General features: G+C 46.4%; 14 protein-coding genes. 10 read left to right on the top strand and 4 right to left on the bottom strand.

Annotated elements, in window-relative coordinates; all coding sequences use genetic code 11:
• The first annotated feature begins 255 nt into the window (after positions 1-255).
• The 4 genes from ACM1ND_RS07035 (at position 256) to ACM1ND_RS07050 (ending at position 5296) form a co-directional block, all read left to right on the top strand.
• The gene (locus tag ACM1ND_RS07035) at positions 256-1383 is read left to right on the top strand and encodes a deoxyribonuclease IV (protein WP_025722686.1); all 1128 of its coding nucleotides are present in this window, start codon (positions 256-258) and stop codon (positions 1381-1383) included.
• Between the two features lie 22 nt (positions 1384-1405).
• Positions 1406-2305 (top strand): formyltetrahydrofolate deformylase, encoded by a 900-nt coding sequence (gene purU / locus ACM1ND_RS07040; protein ID WP_023987631.1) that lies wholly within the window; start codon positions 1406-1408, stop codon positions 2303-2305.
• 415 nt (positions 2306-2720) lie between these two features.
• Complete coding sequence (gene tkt, locus ACM1ND_RS07045; RefSeq protein ID WP_028543021.1) at positions 2721-4766, top strand: transketolase; 2046 nt, start codon at positions 2721-2723, stop codon at positions 4764-4766.
• A gap of 215 nt (positions 4767-4981) precedes the next feature.
• The gene (locus ACM1ND_RS07050) at positions 4982-5296 is read left to right on the top strand and encodes a pyrimidine/purine nucleoside phosphorylase (RefSeq protein WP_023987633.1); all 315 of its coding nucleotides are present in this window, start codon (positions 4982-4984) and stop codon (positions 5294-5296) included.
• A gap of 108 nt (positions 5297-5404) precedes the next feature.
• Here the strand turns inward: ACM1ND_RS07050 and ACM1ND_RS07055 are convergent, their stop codons facing one another.
• Positions 5405-6304 carry an NAD(P)-dependent oxidoreductase gene (locus tag ACM1ND_RS07055; RefSeq protein WP_028543020.1) on the bottom strand — a complete coding sequence of 300 codons (900 nt, stop codon included), beginning with the start codon at positions 6302-6304 and terminating at the stop codon, positions 5405-5407.
• 251 nt (positions 6305-6555) lie between these two features.
• Between ACM1ND_RS07055 and ACM1ND_RS07060 the strand changes: the two genes are divergently transcribed.
• The 3 genes from ACM1ND_RS07060 (at position 6556) to ACM1ND_RS07070 (ending at position 9279) form a co-directional block, all read left to right on the top strand.
• On the top strand, positions 6556-7911 hold the full coding sequence (locus ACM1ND_RS07060; RefSeq protein ID WP_013369975.1) for a glucose-6-phosphate isomerase: 1356 nt from the start codon (positions 6556-6558) through the stop codon (positions 7909-7911).
• A 148-nt stretch (positions 7912-8059) separates the two neighbouring features.
• Positions 8060-8692 (top strand): YigZ family protein, encoded by a 633-nt coding sequence (locus ACM1ND_RS07065; RefSeq protein ID WP_023987635.1) that lies wholly within the window; start codon positions 8060-8062, stop codon positions 8690-8692.
• Between the two features lie 5 nt (positions 8693-8697).
• Positions 8698-9279 (top strand): TetR/AcrR family transcriptional regulator, encoded by a 582-nt coding sequence (locus ACM1ND_RS07070; RefSeq protein ID WP_023987636.1) that lies wholly within the window; start codon positions 8698-8700, stop codon positions 9277-9279.
• A gap of 173 nt (positions 9280-9452) precedes the next feature.
• Here ACM1ND_RS07070 and ACM1ND_RS07075 read toward each other — a convergent pair whose 3' ends face one another.
• Entirely contained in the window at positions 9453-9854 is a 402-nt protein-coding gene (locus tag ACM1ND_RS07075; protein WP_023987637.1) for a secondary thiamine-phosphate synthase enzyme YjbQ, read from the bottom strand.
• Between the two features lie 219 nt (positions 9855-10073).
• Here ACM1ND_RS07075 and ACM1ND_RS07080 point away from each other — a divergent pair, with 219 nt between their 5' ends.
• A complete protein-coding gene (locus ACM1ND_RS07080; protein WP_023987638.1) occupies positions 10074-11135 on the top strand; it encodes a sulfate/molybdate ABC transporter ATP-binding protein in 1062 nt (353 codons plus the stop codon).
• A 165-nt stretch (positions 11136-11300) separates the two neighbouring features.
• Complete coding sequence (locus ACM1ND_RS07085) at positions 11301-12071, top strand: MBL fold metallo-hydrolase (RefSeq protein WP_023987639.1); 771 nt, start codon at positions 11301-11303, stop codon at positions 12069-12071.
• Between the two features lie 15 nt (positions 12072-12086).
• Here the strand turns inward: ACM1ND_RS07085 and ACM1ND_RS07090 are convergent, their stop codons facing one another.
• Entirely contained in the window at positions 12087-13580 is a 1494-nt protein-coding gene (locus ACM1ND_RS07090) for a PLP-dependent aminotransferase family protein (protein WP_418027395.1), read from the bottom strand.
• A 132-nt stretch (positions 13581-13712) separates the two neighbouring features.
• Here ACM1ND_RS07090 and ACM1ND_RS07095 point away from each other — a divergent pair, with 132 nt between their 5' ends.
• Complete coding sequence (locus ACM1ND_RS07095; protein WP_013309297.1) at positions 13713-14624, top strand: DMT family transporter; 912 nt, start codon at positions 13713-13715, stop codon at positions 14622-14624.
• A 138-nt stretch (positions 14625-14762) separates the two neighbouring features.
• Here the strand turns inward: ACM1ND_RS07095 and ACM1ND_RS07100 are convergent, their stop codons facing one another.
• A complete protein-coding gene (locus ACM1ND_RS07100) occupies positions 14763-15563 on the bottom strand; it encodes a Cof-type HAD-IIB family hydrolase (protein WP_023987642.1) in 801 nt (266 codons plus the stop codon).
• Positions 15564-15639: the final 76 nt, after the last annotated feature.

Consider the following 15639-nt stretch of genomic DNA (forward strand, 5'->3'; position numbering starts at 1 on the left):
ATAGAATATAACCCTTTTTGAGAAAAAAACTTCATATGAATGTACCTTTATACGGTTAAGGATGTCAATCCATGATTTTATTTACCCTCGTTTGACTAACATAAATTCTGATGTGTACTTTATCTACGTGTTCCCTTAATAGAGTCATTTAAGAAAGCTGCCATAAAAGCTATGTTGTTTGATTTCAATAATCACGTTAAAATGATTAAATTAAAATAAGACAAGCATAACAGGATAAGGGGATGAATCAGGATCATGCTGAAAATTGGTTCTCATGTGTCCTTCTCGGACAAAGGTCTGCTCAGCGCTACAAAAGAAGCGTCTTCTTACGGGTCCAGCTCCTTTATGATATACACGGGAGCACCGCAAAACACGCGTCGTAAGCCGATGGAGTCCATGTATTTGGAGGAAGGCAAGCAGTTAATGGCTGAGAAGGGAATGGAAGATATCGTGGTGCATGCCCCGTATATCATCAACCTTGGCTCTTACAAAGAAAATACCTATGAGCTTGCAGTCAGCTTTCTTCAGGAGGAAATTCGACGCACACACGCGATTGGTGTGAAAAATATCGTGCTGCATCCAGGCGCTTTTACCGATAAGGATGCAGAATACGGAATCGGGCGTATTGCTGATGGTTTGAACGAGGTACTAAACGGCGTGAAGGAGACAGATGTTAACATTGCGCTTGAAACGATGGCAGGCAAAGGAACGGAAATGGGTCGTAGCTTTGAGGAGATTGCCTCCATTATAGATAAAGTAGAGCATAACGAGCGTCTTACGGTTTGTATGGACACCTGTCACATTCACGATGCGGGTTATGATATCGTAAATGATCTGGACGGTGTATTGGAGCAATTCGACCGTATTGTCGGCTTGAACCGCATCGCAGTTGTTCACATCAATGATAGTAAGAATCCGGTTGGCGCTCATAAAGACCGACATACTCCGATCGGATCAGGCTGGATTGGCTATCAGACTATTCATAATGTGGTGCATCATGAAGCACTTCAAGGACGTCCGTTTATTTTGGAGACGCCATGGATTGGCAAGGAAGCCAAAACTCAGCGTCCGATGTATGAGGTTGAAATTGCCCTGCTTCGCGGAAATGTAAAGGAACGCTTTGGGGATGAGTTTTTGGGTCAGGTAGAACAATTGCATTCGTTTTTCAAAAAACAGGATGTGGATGTCCGTAAATTTGTGCTGGACACCTGGGCTCTGCTAAAAAATGATGCCAAAGCAAGAAAAGCCGATCCACGTGAGCCGTTGGAACGTCTGTATGACATGATAACGGAAGCAGCACTATTTCCAGATTTGAGCGAAGAACACATTAATCAACGGTTGATTGCCTGGTTTGCCGGCAGTCATTTGCCAGTGACGGTATAAGCTAAGGGGGATTAATAGCCACATGGAAATTCACGTAAAACATCAGCCAAATAGCACTCTGTCTGCCCATGAAAACCGCGCGCGTATGCTTGTATCTTGTCCAGACGGACCAGGTATTGTAGCGGCCGTGTCCCGTTTTTTGTACGAGCATGGGGCCAATATCGTTCAATCTGATCAATATACAATGGACCCGTCCGGCGGTATGTTTTTTATGCGGATTGAATTTGATCTGCCGAATTTGAGTGCAACCCAGCCACAGTTGGAGCAGGATTTTGCCGCTGTTGCTGAGCAATTCCGTATGGAGTGGACGATTTCTGCGGTTAGCCGCAAGAAAAAACTGGCTATTTTCGTTTCCAAAGAAGATCACTGTTTGGTAGAACTGCTGTGGCAATGGCAGGCAGGGGATCTGGACGCGGATATTTCATTGGTGGTTAGTAATCATCCGGATATGAAGGAGTATGTGGAATCGTTTGGCATCCCATATCACCATATTCCAGTGACCGCCGATACCAAACCGGAGGCGGAGCGCCGCCAACTAGAGGTCATTGGCGAAGACATTGACGTTATCATTTTGGCCCGTTACATGCAGATTATTTCTCCCAAGTTTATTGAGCATTATCGCAACCGGATTATCAATATCCATCATTCCTTTCTGCCGGCATTCGTGGGTGGGAAGCCATATGCCCAAGCCTATAATCGCGGTGTGAAAATTATTGGTGCTACTGCGCATTATGTAACTGAAGAATTGGACGGCGGACCGATCATTGAGCAGGACGTGCAGCGTGTAAGCCACGGAGATGATGTAAATGAGCTAAAACGGATCGGTCGCACCATAGAGCGGGTCGTTTTGGCAAGAGCCGTGAAGTGGCATGCAGAGGATCGTATTCTGGTTCATGAGAACAAAACGGTCGTTTTTAACTAATCTTAAAATTTTAGAAAAAATTTGTGAGTATATATTTTTTGTTGAACAAAGCCCGCTGTATAACGGGCTTTGTTTTTTTATGTAAGGATTTTGCAAAATCCTCATGTGAGTTACTCGCCTTAATAAACAGTCAGTACATAATATTTTTTTGTGATTTTATAATTTTTTAAATGAGGTTAATACATTACGGGTATATTTATATGAGGACTCGGTACTACATTTCCACAATCATCTTTATAAACGATCTGGCAAACTTTCACGGCAGATGGTACAATACTTAAGAATGTATAAGTCATATTGAAACATTCAAGCAGATTCACTCACTTCAATAGACATCGTTTCTATATCGGACGGTGATTTGGAGAGTATGACCGAATGCAATTGACATACTTTATACAATATGAGGAGGCAAACCATGACTGACCAGAACCAAGCGATTCAAAAGGATGAAAACTCCACGATCGACAATTTGTCCATCACAACTATTCGTACGTTGGCAATTGACGCCATCGAGAAAGCAAACTCGGGACATCCTGGGATGCCGATGGGCTCCGCGCCAATGGGATACCAACTTTTTGCTAAAACGATGAATCATAATCCCGATCAACCTACATGGGTTAACCGTGACCGTTTTGTATTGTCCGCAGGACACGGTTCCATGTTGCTATACAGCCTTCTGCACCTGAGCGGCTATGATCTTCCTATGGAAGAACTGAAACAATTCCGTCAATGGGGCAGCCTTACACCGGGACACCCTGAGTTTGGGCACACTGCTGGTGTAGATGCTACAACTGGACCTCTGGGACAAGGTCTCGCAATGTCCGTAGGTATGGCAATGGCTGAAGCTCAACTGGGTGCAACATATAATAAAGACGAATTTAAAGTTGTAGATCACTTCACATATGCGATCTGCGGCGATGGCGATCTGATGGAAGGTATTTCCCACGAGGCTGCTTCGCTGGCTGGTCGCTTACAACTGGGTAAGCTGATTGTATTGTTTGATTCCAATGATATTACACTGGACGGCAAGCTTAACCTGTCCTCTTCCGAAAGTGTTGCCAAACGCTTTGAAGCTTACAACTGGCAAGTACTGCGCGTAGAAGATGGTAACGACCTTCCAGCCATCCAAAAAGCCATTGAAGAAGCGCAAGGCGACTCGACACGCCCTACGCTGATTGAAGTGAAAACAGTCATCGGCTACGGAAGCCCGAACAAACAAGGTAAAGGCGGACACGGTGGTACTCATGGTTCCCCGCTGGGATCAGAAGAAGCCAAGCTGACTAAAGATTTCTACAAATGGGTATACGAAGAGGACTTCCACGTACCACAAGAGGTTCGCGAGCAATTTGCTAAAGTAAAAGAGCGCGGTATCGCGGCGAACAAAGCATGGGATGAACAGTTCGCGAAATACAAAGCTGCTCACCCTGATTTGGCAGCGCAGTTCGAAACAGCTGTAAACGGCGATCTTCCAGAAGGATGGGATCGTGATCTTCCGAAATACACGACTGGAGACAAAGCCGTTTCGACTCGTGTAGCATCTGGTAATGCTCTGAACGGATTGGCTCCAAACGTACCTTTCCTGACAGGCGGATCTGCCGATCTGGAGAGCTCCACGATGACACATTTGAACAACCTGACGAACTTTACGCCAGAAGACTACGCCGGCCGTAACATCTATTTCGGTATCCGCGAATTTGGTATGGCTGCTGCGATGAACGGTATGGCGTTGCACCAAGGTGTAAAAGTATTCGGCGGTACATTCTTCGTATTTACAGACTATCTGCGTCCAGCCGTTCGTCTGGCAGCTCTGATGGGATTGCCTGTAACCTACGTTTTGACTCACGACAGTATTGCTGTGGGTGAAGATGGTCCGACTCATGAGCCGATCGAACAATTGGCTTCCCTGCGTATTATCCCGAACCTGACAGTAATTCGTCCGGCGGACGGTAACGAAACTTCTGCTGCTTGGGCTTACACGCTGGAAAACAAGAAAAACCCGGTTGCTCTGGTATTGACTCGTCAAAACCTGCCAATCCTGGCTGCTAGTGCTGAGCATGCACGCGAAGGTATCAAACGCGGTGCTTATGTGGTTGCAGATGCAGCAGACGGCAAACCGGTTGCTCAAATTCTGGCTACGGGCTCCGAAGTACAATTGGCTGTTAAAGCTCAGGAAGCACTGGCAGAACAAGGTATTCAAGTACGTGTTATCAGCTTCCCAAGCTGGGATCTGTTCGAAAAACAAGACAAAGCATACAAAGATTCCGTTCTGCTGCCAGAAGTGAAAGCTCGTTTGGCTGTAGAAATGGCGTATCCACTGGGCTGGGAAAAATATGTTGGCGACCAAGGCGACATTCTCGGTATCAGCACATTCGGCGCATCCGCACCTGGCGACCGCGTGATTAAGGAATACGGCTTTACGGTAGAGAATGTTGTTAGCCGTGTGAAAGCTTTGTTGAAATAAAACACTGGAGCATCTAAAACAGACAGTCGTAACCTGAGAAAGGCTTACGGCTGTTTGTTTCATACAGTTGATGTTTTGCAAAAAAATCACTATTGAATTCCAGTGTATAGCATACGGTGATACAGTGTGTATTTTCATACTGAAGCTGGAATCAAATCTATGTTATGATGCACAAATATTCATTCAACCATTGAGAGCAGATGAGGGGATAACGAATGACACAGTTTGATGGAGTAAGCGTAGTTAAAAAAGCAAACGTTTATTACGATGGTCAGGTTACAAGCCGTACAGTCATCCTGGGTGACGGCAGTAAGGTTACACTGGGTATTATGCTGCCAGGAACGTATGAGTTCGGCACGGATTCCCGTGAGATCATGGAGATTTTGGCAGGGGATTTGAGAGTGTTGCTTCCAGGTACTGAAGAATGGCTGGAAATACAAGGGGCGGCAACCTTTCACGTACCTGCAAAGTCATCATTTAAGCTGGAAGTACGAAGTGTAACTGATTATTGTTGTTCTTATCCCGAATAATAAGCCAAAACGGGTAAGCACACTCAGCTTTCAAGCCAAGTGTGCTTACCCTAAAGCTATGCCATATGTACACAAGCACAGCCGTATGGTTACAAAGAAAGGTACAGCTTATTCGAGAGGTTGACCACCAATGGTGCGGCCAATCCATGCTTCGTATGTCTTCACGACAGCGGATAGATCCTCGTCGCCGTAGCCTTGCGTTTGCCCGGCTTGAAACAGGCTTTTGGCAATGGATAACATAGGTGCAGGGATGGACAGGCTGTCTGTTAGTGAGGAAGCAAGCTTCAAGTCCTTAAGCATCAAGGCAAGTGAGAACTGGTTGCTAAAATCATGTTCAATGATTTTGCGCCCTTTCAGGTCAGCGGCCTTGCTGCCTGCCGATCCGAGTTGTACCAATTCAAGGAAGCTGTCTGCCGGGATACCGGATTTAGCCGCGATAGCAAAGCCTTCAGCCAGAGCGAGGTTATGAATACCAACCATCGTATTATGAGCGAGCTTGGCTACGGCTCCGCTGCCATTAGGTCCCATATGAAGTACCTTTTTGCCCAACGTATCAAAAACATCTGATTGTGCCGCAATGGCTTCTGCATCACCGCCAACCATGAACACGAGTGTGCCGTCTACAGCGGCGGGCTTACTGCCTGTTACGGGTGCATCAATGAAGGAACAGCCCAGCTTGTCCGCTTCGGCGGCTAGTTGTTTGACCAGCTCAGGTGAAATCGTGCTGTTGTCCATCACAGTCATGCCAGCCGTAAGACCGGCAAACACGCCGTCTTCGCCGTAATAGATGTCACGAATGGAGTGATCATCGCTGACCATGGTAATGACCAAGTGCTGACCTTCAGCTGCTTCACGAGGAGTTGAAGCTGTACGTGCGCCTTGCTCTGCCAGTGGTTCGCAGCGCGAAGCGGTACGATTATAAACTGTGACTCCGAATCCCTGCTTTAGCAGATTGGATGCCATCGGGGCGCCCATGGTGCCCAGTCCGATAAATCCGATGTTTTTCATTGCTAATCACCTTTCTTGTTGGAAGTTGCCGTCCGATGCAGATTGCGAGTTCGGCTTGAATTGAATATTGAAACAGGTTGATCTCAGTTAATTGTAGCATGGGCATGCTACCCTATCTACAAGAAGGGCTGTCAAGCACAGGATACACAGGTAACGCAAGCTTGTCAGGCCCAGCAAATTAAAGTATCCTATTCCTAAGTCCTTATGTTCGTATTCATGGTCTTAGTAATACCAAACAGGAGGTTCCAAACATGTCTAAAAAAGTTATTTTTGATTACACTAAAGCACTCTCCTTTGTAGGTCAGCACGAAATTGATTATTTTGCAGAGCCTATCAAGTTGGCTCATGAGCAACTGCACAACCAAACCGGTGTAGGTTCCGATTTCTTGGGTTGGATTGACCTGCCTACTAATTATGATAAAGAAGAGTTTGCGCGCATCCAAAAGGCTGCTGCTAAAATTCAAAGCGATTCCGAAGTACTGATCGTAATCGGTATCGGCGGTTCTTACCTTGGAGCACGTGCTGCGATCGAAATGCTGTCGCATTCTTTCTACAATGCGCTGCCTAAAGATCAACGCAAGGGTCCAGCTATCTATTTTGCAGGCAACAACATCAGCTCTACATATGTAAATCATCTGTTGGAACTGATTGAAGGAAAAGACTTCTCAGTGAACGTCATTTCTAAATCAGGTACGACAACAGAGCCAGCTATCGCATTCCGCGTATTCCGTGCAGCTCTGGAGAAAAAATACGGTAAAGAAGAAGCACGCAAGCGTATTTATGCAACGACGGATAAAGAACGTGGTGCTTTGAAAAAACTGGCTAACGAGGAAGGCTACGAATCCTTCATTATTCCTGATGATGTGGGTGGTCGTTATTCCGTGCTGACAGCAGTAGGCTTGTTGCCGATTGCTACTGCAGGCATTAACATCGAGGAAATGATGCAGGGGGCGGCAGACGCTTCCAAAGAGTACAGCAACCCGAATGTAGCTGAGAACGAGGCTTATCAATATGCAGCCGTTCGTAACGCTTTGTACCGCAAAGGTAAAGCAATTGAAATTCTCGTAAACTACGAGCCGTCTCTTCATTTTGTATCCGAGTGGTGGAAACAGTTGTACGGAGAAAGCGAAGGCAAGGATTACAAAGGCATTTATCCTGCTTCTGTTGATTTCTCGACAGACCTGCACTCCATGGGACAATTCATTCAGGAAGGCAGCCGCAACATTTTCGAAACGGTAATCCAAGTTGAAAATGTACCTAGTCACATCACCATCGAAGCAGATGAGGATGATCTGGACGGACTGAATTTCCTGGCAGGCAAAACTGTGGATTTTGTAAACAAAAAAGCATTCCAAGGTACATTGCTGGCTCACACAGACGGACAAGTACCGAACCTGATTGTAAATATTCCTGACTTGAGCCCTTACTCTTTCGGCTATCTTGCTTATTTCTTCGAAAAAGCTTGCGGCATCAGCGGCTACCTGTTGGGCGTAAATCCGTTCGATCAACCGGGCGTAGAAGCTTACAAGAAGAACATGTTTGCGCTGCTCGGCAAACCAGGCTTCGAAAAAGAAAAAGCTGAGCTTGAAGCGAGATTGTCTGAATAAGAGTGCTGTAATCTCTGATGCGAAACAGGATTTCGGTCAGAAGTGTTATAGTGTATAGCATCAATTAAAGTACAGGAAAGCAGTTCACCAGCTGCCAGAAGCGGGGGACTGCTTTCTTGTAAAATGAAGTAAGGAAGGTTATACGTGTATGTTGGAACAATACCGAACCGTACGCGGTGCCGGAAACAAGGAAATTGTGATCCGAAAATCCCGTTTTATCGGTCATATTCAGCCTGTTCAAACTGAGGAAGAAGCAACTGCTTTCATAGAACGTATCAAAAAAGAGCATTGGAACGCTACCCATAATTGTTCTGCTTACATGATTGGGGAAAGAGACGAAATCCAAAAGCAATCGGATGACGGAGAACCGAGTGGTACGGCTGGAAAGCCTATTTTGGAGGTGATCCGCAACCAGAAGCTGAAAAATGTCGCTATTGTTGTTACCCGTTACTTTGGTGGGATTTTGCTGGGAGCAGGCGGTCTGATTCGCGCATATTCAGATGGTGCTGTTGCAGCAATCGAGGCAGGGGATGCAATTACGCGTGTGCTGCATCGCGAAGTTTTTGTAGAATTGGATTATACCTGGTTGGGCAAAGTGGAAAATGAATTACGCAATCGCAGCATCCGCACTGGAGAAACAATGTTTACGGATAAAGTTACCTTAACCTGTCTGCCGCTGGCTGGTGATGCGGAATCCTTCAGCAACTGGATAACAGACTTGACGCAGGGGCAATCGCTTGTGTCGGAGGGAGAGCAGCTTTACTTTATTGAAGGGGAATAAATAATATGGCTAGAAGAGCAGTAGAACAGGAGTTGTCAAGAGGGCGGATTCTGGAAGCGGCCAGGCACTTGTTTATTACCAAGGGCTACCGTGCGATTTCAATGCGCAGCATTGGCCAGCATCTGGGTTACAGTCATGGTTCGTTATATTATCATTTTAAAGAGAAGGCTGAACTGTTCTATGCCATTGTGATTGAAGATTTTAATACATTGCGTGGGATTCTACTGCAAGCAGCAACAGGTACGTCTGATGATGGCTTGAGCAGACTGGAGTACTTGATGCTGGAATTTATCCGTTTTGGTTTGGAAAATCCATATCAGTACGAAATTATGTTTATGATGCACGATGAAGAACTATTTGCATACTGTCGCACAGAGCAAAACCGTTGTGTGGAACTATTTGCGTCTATGATCCGTCAAGAATTGAGTGGTCAGGGGCACTCGGAGGAAGATTGCTCAAGGGTACCGAAAAGCCTGTTTTTATCCATGCATGGCTTTGTATCCTTTTATATTCAGGACGGTTTAACATTTGAAGAAATTAGGCCCGCTGCTTTAGCACATGTAAAGCTGCTGTGCAGACACCTATGAGCGTACCTGCATTCACACGCTTCAGCCATGAACATGTAGGGCGCTTTTCTGGGTGTATGCACTTCATGACGGTAACTTATCATTACGGTACTTTGCGAAAGCGACTAAGGATTTAACAGACGATGATGCATCCAGTAGGAAAACATCATGGTCTGTTTTTTTTACCCGGTCCTTTAGCCCTCCATGATCTTTACATGGTATTGGCGTCTGCGTGGTCCGTCGAATTCACAAAAATAAAGTCCCTGCCATCGTCCGAGCAACAGCTTTCCATCATGGATGATGATTGTTTGTGAGGGGCCTGTCGTAATGGATTTTAAGTGGGACGCTGTATTTCCCTCCATATGGCGATATTGGGGATGCTCCCACGGATAAACTTCATCTAGTCTTAACATCACATCATGTTTGACATCTGGGTCTGCATTTTCATTAATGGCGATGCCGGCTGTCGTGTGTGGACAATAAACAAGTGCGGTTCCTTGTTGTACCCCGCTTTTTTCAATCAATGAAGCAACCTCTCGTGTAATATCGCGCATTTCATCTCGCCGTGTAGTGGATAATTCTAAAGTATGCAGCAATGACTCCATCTCCTTTCTTCTTAATACTTTACCCTTTTAATTCCTAATATAATATATAGTTGACGAAAATTACTTTCCTTTGATAAAGTATCACATAAGAAAAAACATAGTATATACATTGGAATAATTAAATGATTTCAAATGAGGTACGTGCTTTGCGGGAAGCAAGGCTGCTGCTGTTCCTGAACAGGTCCAGAAGCGGAAAGGAAGTGTACGGATATGCATGTGGAAGTAAGAGGATTAAACAAGCATTTCGGTAATTTTCATGCAGTAAAGGACGTATCTTTTGATATTCAGGCGGGCCATCTTATTGGCTTACTCGGTCCAAGTGGTGGGGGGAAAACTTCCATTCTTCGCATTTTGGCGGGTCTGGAGCAACCGGATGCGGGAGAAATTCATTTTCATGGAAAAAGGGTAAACGAGCTGTCCCCGCAGGAACGTGGAATCGGATTTGTATTTCAAAACTATGCTTTGTTCAAGCACATGAGCGTCTACGACAATATTGCCTTTGGCCTGAAAGTGAAAAAAAGCTCCAAAACCCGCATCAAGGAACGGGTCACAGAGTTGGTCGAACTAACGGGGCTCAAAGGTTTTGAGCATCGTTATCCGCATCAGTTGTCAGGTGGACAACGACAGCGGGTTGCTTTTGCGCGTGCTTTGGCACCAGAGCCTCAACTGTTGCTGCTGGATGAGCCTTTTGCGGCTATTGATGCCAAGATTCGTCAGGAGCTGCGCACCTGGCTGCGAGAGTTGATTGAGCGGGTGGGCATTACTTCAATTTTTGTCACCCATGATCAGGATGAGGCGATTGAAGTAGCGGATGAAATTATGGTGATTAATCAGGGACGACTGGAGCAGAAAGGAACGCCTTGGGATATTTATAAAAAACCGGGTACCCCGTTCGTGGCTTCCTTTATTGGGGAATCTACAGTGATTGAACAGGCAGGCAGTCTTAGAGGCTTCGAAGAAGCTGCTGGAGTGGGAACACGTGCCTTGATCCGTCCGGAGTATATTGATGTCGGGCCAAGCGAGGAATTTACGCTTCTGTCGGCGACCGAGGAAGGCATAGTGAAGCATTTGCATTTTCGTGGAAGTGAGTGGATGGTTGAAGTACAGGTCGGGGATCATCGTCTCATGACATACCGCTCACTGGAGAAGTCTACGCTGGAACCTGGTCAGCAGGTGCGAGTGTTGGTGCATCGAGCCTATCTCTATAATGACCAGTCCAGCTGGATGGTGGAAAACCGCCTGAAGGAAGATCCAATGCCTATCATCATCTAAAAATAAATACGATCATGCATGAGGGGATGTCTAGCCGGATTTCACGGCTTTGGGCATGCTCCTTTTGGCGTTGGACGCTGGAAGGATTTACGCAGATGATTTACGTAGAATCGGTCTGTTCGTTATAATAGTAGTAAAAAGACCCATATAGATAGGAGTTAAACCATGAATCGGCTTATTTTTCTTGGCACGGGGGATGCAATGGGGGTTCCGCGTGTATATTGTGATTGTCTCGTATGCACAGAAGCTCGCACGACAGGGGCGAATGTAAGATTGAGATCGTCTGTGCTGATCGAAAGCGAGACGGAGGACTTTATGATTGATTGTGGCCCGGACTGGCGCAGACAGCTAGAATTGCGCGGTCTGCGTTTTATCCCTACGATCCTTGTGACACATGCACATTTTGACCATATTGGAGGATTACCAGAATGGGCAGATGCCTGTCGCTGGACTGGGAACAGAGGTCGCTTGTACGCGCCACAGGAAGTGATTGACACGATCTTGCGTCAATTTTCCTGGCTCTCTGGAAACTTGGATCTTATTCCAGTAGACCAGGGTGCCCAACTTGGCGGATGGAATATCCGGGGATGGCGTGTGAATCACGGGAAGAACGGATATGCCTACGCTTATCGTCTGGAAAAGGACGGCTTCTCGTGGGCTTACTGTTCGGATTCGATTGGCTTGAATGAGGCGGAAATTCTGCCCTTGCACAATCTGAATTTGCTCGTCCTGGGAACGAGTTTTTATCATGAGGAGGCCGAGTATGCCACCCGTTCCGTATATGACATGCTGGAGGCTCAGGAGCTTATAGGAAGGCTTAAGCCTGAAAGCACGGTATTTACACATATGTCCCATGATGTGGATGTCACACGCAACTATGGGCTTCTGGAAGGGATTAGCTTGGCACACACCGGCATGAGTTTGCCGTTAGAATAAAGGTGCCCTTTACCTTTACATCGTTTGACTGATACGTAGAAGTGTGGAGATTCCTTCTTTGATTTGTAGCTCGTTGGCGTATGAATAAGACAGCCGTATATGCGTTTTACCCTCTGCGCCGATGGGATCAAACACATTGCCGGTGACAAAGGATACGGACTCTTGTAAACTTTTGGCAAGTAATTCATTAGGTTTCAACGTAGAAGGCAGCTGGAGCCACAGGTTGAGTCCCCCTGCCGGGCTGGTCCACGTCCAACCGGAGTCGCGGAGACTGTCTTCCATCGTTTCCTTACGAATCTGGAGCGCGATACATAGCTTTTTAATATGCTGCTGCATACGTGGAGATTGAAAGTATTCTAAAAACAGCTTTTGATTCAGCAGTGGCGATCCATTGTCCACTAACGCTTTGACGTTCAGCAGGCTGTTCATGAGCTGTGGTCGGCAGGTCACGGCTGCGATTCGTAGACCGGGTGCGACATATTTACTGTAACTTCGAATGTAGACGACGCTTCCCGAAACATCATAGGCGAAAATCGGAGAAGGGGGCTTTTGCCCAAAGCTAATGTCATAGGTGCTGTCATCCTCAACAATAAGGCAGCCATAGCGCTCGGCTAGTTCAGGCAGTCGTTTGCGCTGCTCATCGGGGACCGTAAAGCCCGTCGGGTTGTGGAATGTTGGATTCATATAAAAGAGGCGTGGTTTTTCCGTTTTCATGCACCACTCAATCTGGTCCATATCATAACCTTCTGGTCGAATATCAGTCATAGTCAGACGTGCGCCTAGTCTACGGAATATTTCCATAGCGGGGCCATAGGCAGGGCGTTCGATCAATACACGGTCTCCTGTACGGAGCAGAGATCGGGCAATTAAATCAATGGCTTGCTGTGCTCCAGAGGTAATCAGCACTTCATCCGGTGATAAAGCAAAATGCTTATCCACGCTAAAATGCTGCGCCATGGCCTCCCGAAGCTCGGCATCGCCCTGTACAGCGGAATAGGTGGCCGCTACTTTTGGATGCTTTTCAAATACCTGCATCATCAGCTCTCCCCAAAATCGGTTGGGCAGGAGAGAGGGGTCAATCAGCGCTTTGGAAAACTGGAAATTCGCATTTACCGATTGAACGCGGCTAAGTCCATCCATTCCTCTCCAGGCTGAAACTGACGGATCATCTGCCGCATGGGCAGATTCGGAGTGAATCGTGAGGTCAATGGACGAATGTCCCGAGTAGCCAGCATATTTTGCATGCCCAGTCGCTTGGGAAGCATGAACGTAATATCCTGATTTGTCTTTTACATAGACCAGTCCCCGTTGCTTCAACTCCTGATATGCCCGGAAAACAGTTAGCCGATGTACACCCAGCTCCTGAGCCAAGCTTCGTACGGACGGCAGCTTCATGTCTGTTTGCCAATCCCCGCGATCAATCCGCACAGTTACATAATGGATAACCTGCTCATACAGCTTTAAGGCATGATCGGCTGGAAAGAGTAGTTGGCTGTTGTTCTTACCCATGCTGTCCACGCTCCTTTCTGTGTATTGTACTATATAGCACTTTAAAAACGTATACAACTGTTCTGTAGTTATACATCTGTTCTGTTCGTCCCCCTGTATGCTTAAAAGCAACTGAAGGGAGAGGGACGTATCATGATAGGTATCGCGTTTACAGTAATGTGTCTTATTTTTGGCACAACGTTTTTGGCCATAAAAGTGGGAGTGGAAGCCGGACTTCCACCATTCCTATCGGCAGGTGTACGTTTTTTCGCGGCAGGGGCGATATTGTTCATTGCTATGAAGCTGACCGGAAAAGTACGATGGTCGTTATTATGGCGTAAGGAAATGTTGCTGATTGGAGCAGGAACGACCTTCGGTACATTTTCAGCCTTGTATTGGGCAGAGCAATATGTCAGCTCGGGGATCGGAGCTATTTTGTCAGCTACCGGGCCGATGATGATCGTCATTTTGCAATCTGTACTGCTACGGCAAAAAACGTCACGGATTACGGTCGTTGGCTGCATGATCAGCTTTCTTGGTGTGGTACTGGTTGTGCTGCCCGGATTGGCGGTTCAGATCAGTGGTCTGTGGCTGGCGGGATGCCTTGTCATTTTGCTGGGGGAGCTGTGTTATTCCGGGGGAGCTCTTTATTCCAAGCGAGTGATGGATGTATTTCGTGAAACGAACCCAATTGCCCTGAATGCGGCGCAAATGATCCATGGGGGATGGATGCTGCTGTTACTGTCTGCGATCACGGAACCGTGGAGTTCTGAGGGGTGGCAGTACCTTCCTGCCATGGGGTCTTTACTTTATCTGATCCTGTTTGGTTCAATGATTGCACATACACTGTTCTACTGGCTCATGGAGCGTACAAATCCCCTGTTTCCGACGACGTGGCTGTATATATCACCGCCGATTGCGGTGGGCTTGGGAGCGTTGTTGTATGGAGAGCATGTAAGCTGGTGGATGCTGGCTGGGGTGCTGCTCATTGTGACCGGACTAATCCTTATGAACAATGGAATTATCCGTCTGGTGAACAGGCGCAAGGTACGTTCTGCTGCCTGATATTTTATAGCGGTCAGGTTATTATATGATCTGACAGAAAAGGCCTCCAAACTGTCGTATGTTACTGATCATGCGACGTTTGGAGGCTTTGTTGTTGTATTACTTTATTTAAGTATTATGGGAGCAGGCACTTTTTGCTTATTCAACATTGAGTACGAATTTGTCGATGGCGTGCTTAACACCGTCTTCGTTATTGCTACGAGTGATGTAATCAGCCAGCTTTTTCAAATCAGGAATGGCATTCTCCATCGCTATGCCGAGACCAGCACATTCAAGCATTTCATGGTCGTTCCAAGAGTCGCCGATAGCAATCGTTTCCGACAGTTCACAGCCAAAATGGTTTGCAAGGAAGGTAAGCGCATGGCCCTTGGTGCCTTCATGATGCATAATTTCCAGAAAATGAGGCTTGGATTTTGTAATGTGAACCTCATTGCCAAGCAGTTCGCGAAGTTCAGGAATTAATTCATCCAACACTTCCGGCTCGTCGATGATCAGCAGTTTAGGAGCCGGCTGCTCTATAACTTTACTGAATACAGGCTCTACAAAATATTCCGTGTTGTTCAGTTCTGTGTAATCTTTGATTTTCTGATTATCTTCACGTGTGTACAATTTGTCATCTATATACGTTTGCAGATGCAGATTGCGTTCTACGCAGAATTCATACAGGCGACGTGCAGCCACGAGTGGAACATAACGCTCATACAGCACGTTTTCGTCCAGCAGGTTTTTAACCAAAGCTCCTTGGTACGTAATGATTGGCACGTTCAAACCAGTTTGTCGAGCAATTTTGTGTGCGGAGGCATAAGCTCGTCCAGTAGCGAGGGTAACCACCACACCTTTCGCTACAGCAGCTTCTAATGCCTGTTGTGTCGCCGGTGTAACTTCTTTCTGGTCGTTAATGAGTGTATCATCAATATCAATGGCAATTAATTTATACATATCGGTATTCTCTCCTTTATCTCTATCATGGGGCAATGTTAAAATTGTATCTTATAATATTCAAAATGACAATATC

Source organism: Paenibacillus sp. JJ1722 (assembly GCF_048282685.1).
GTDB lineage: Bacteria > Bacillota > Bacilli > Paenibacillales > Paenibacillaceae > Paenibacillus > Paenibacillus polymyxa_B.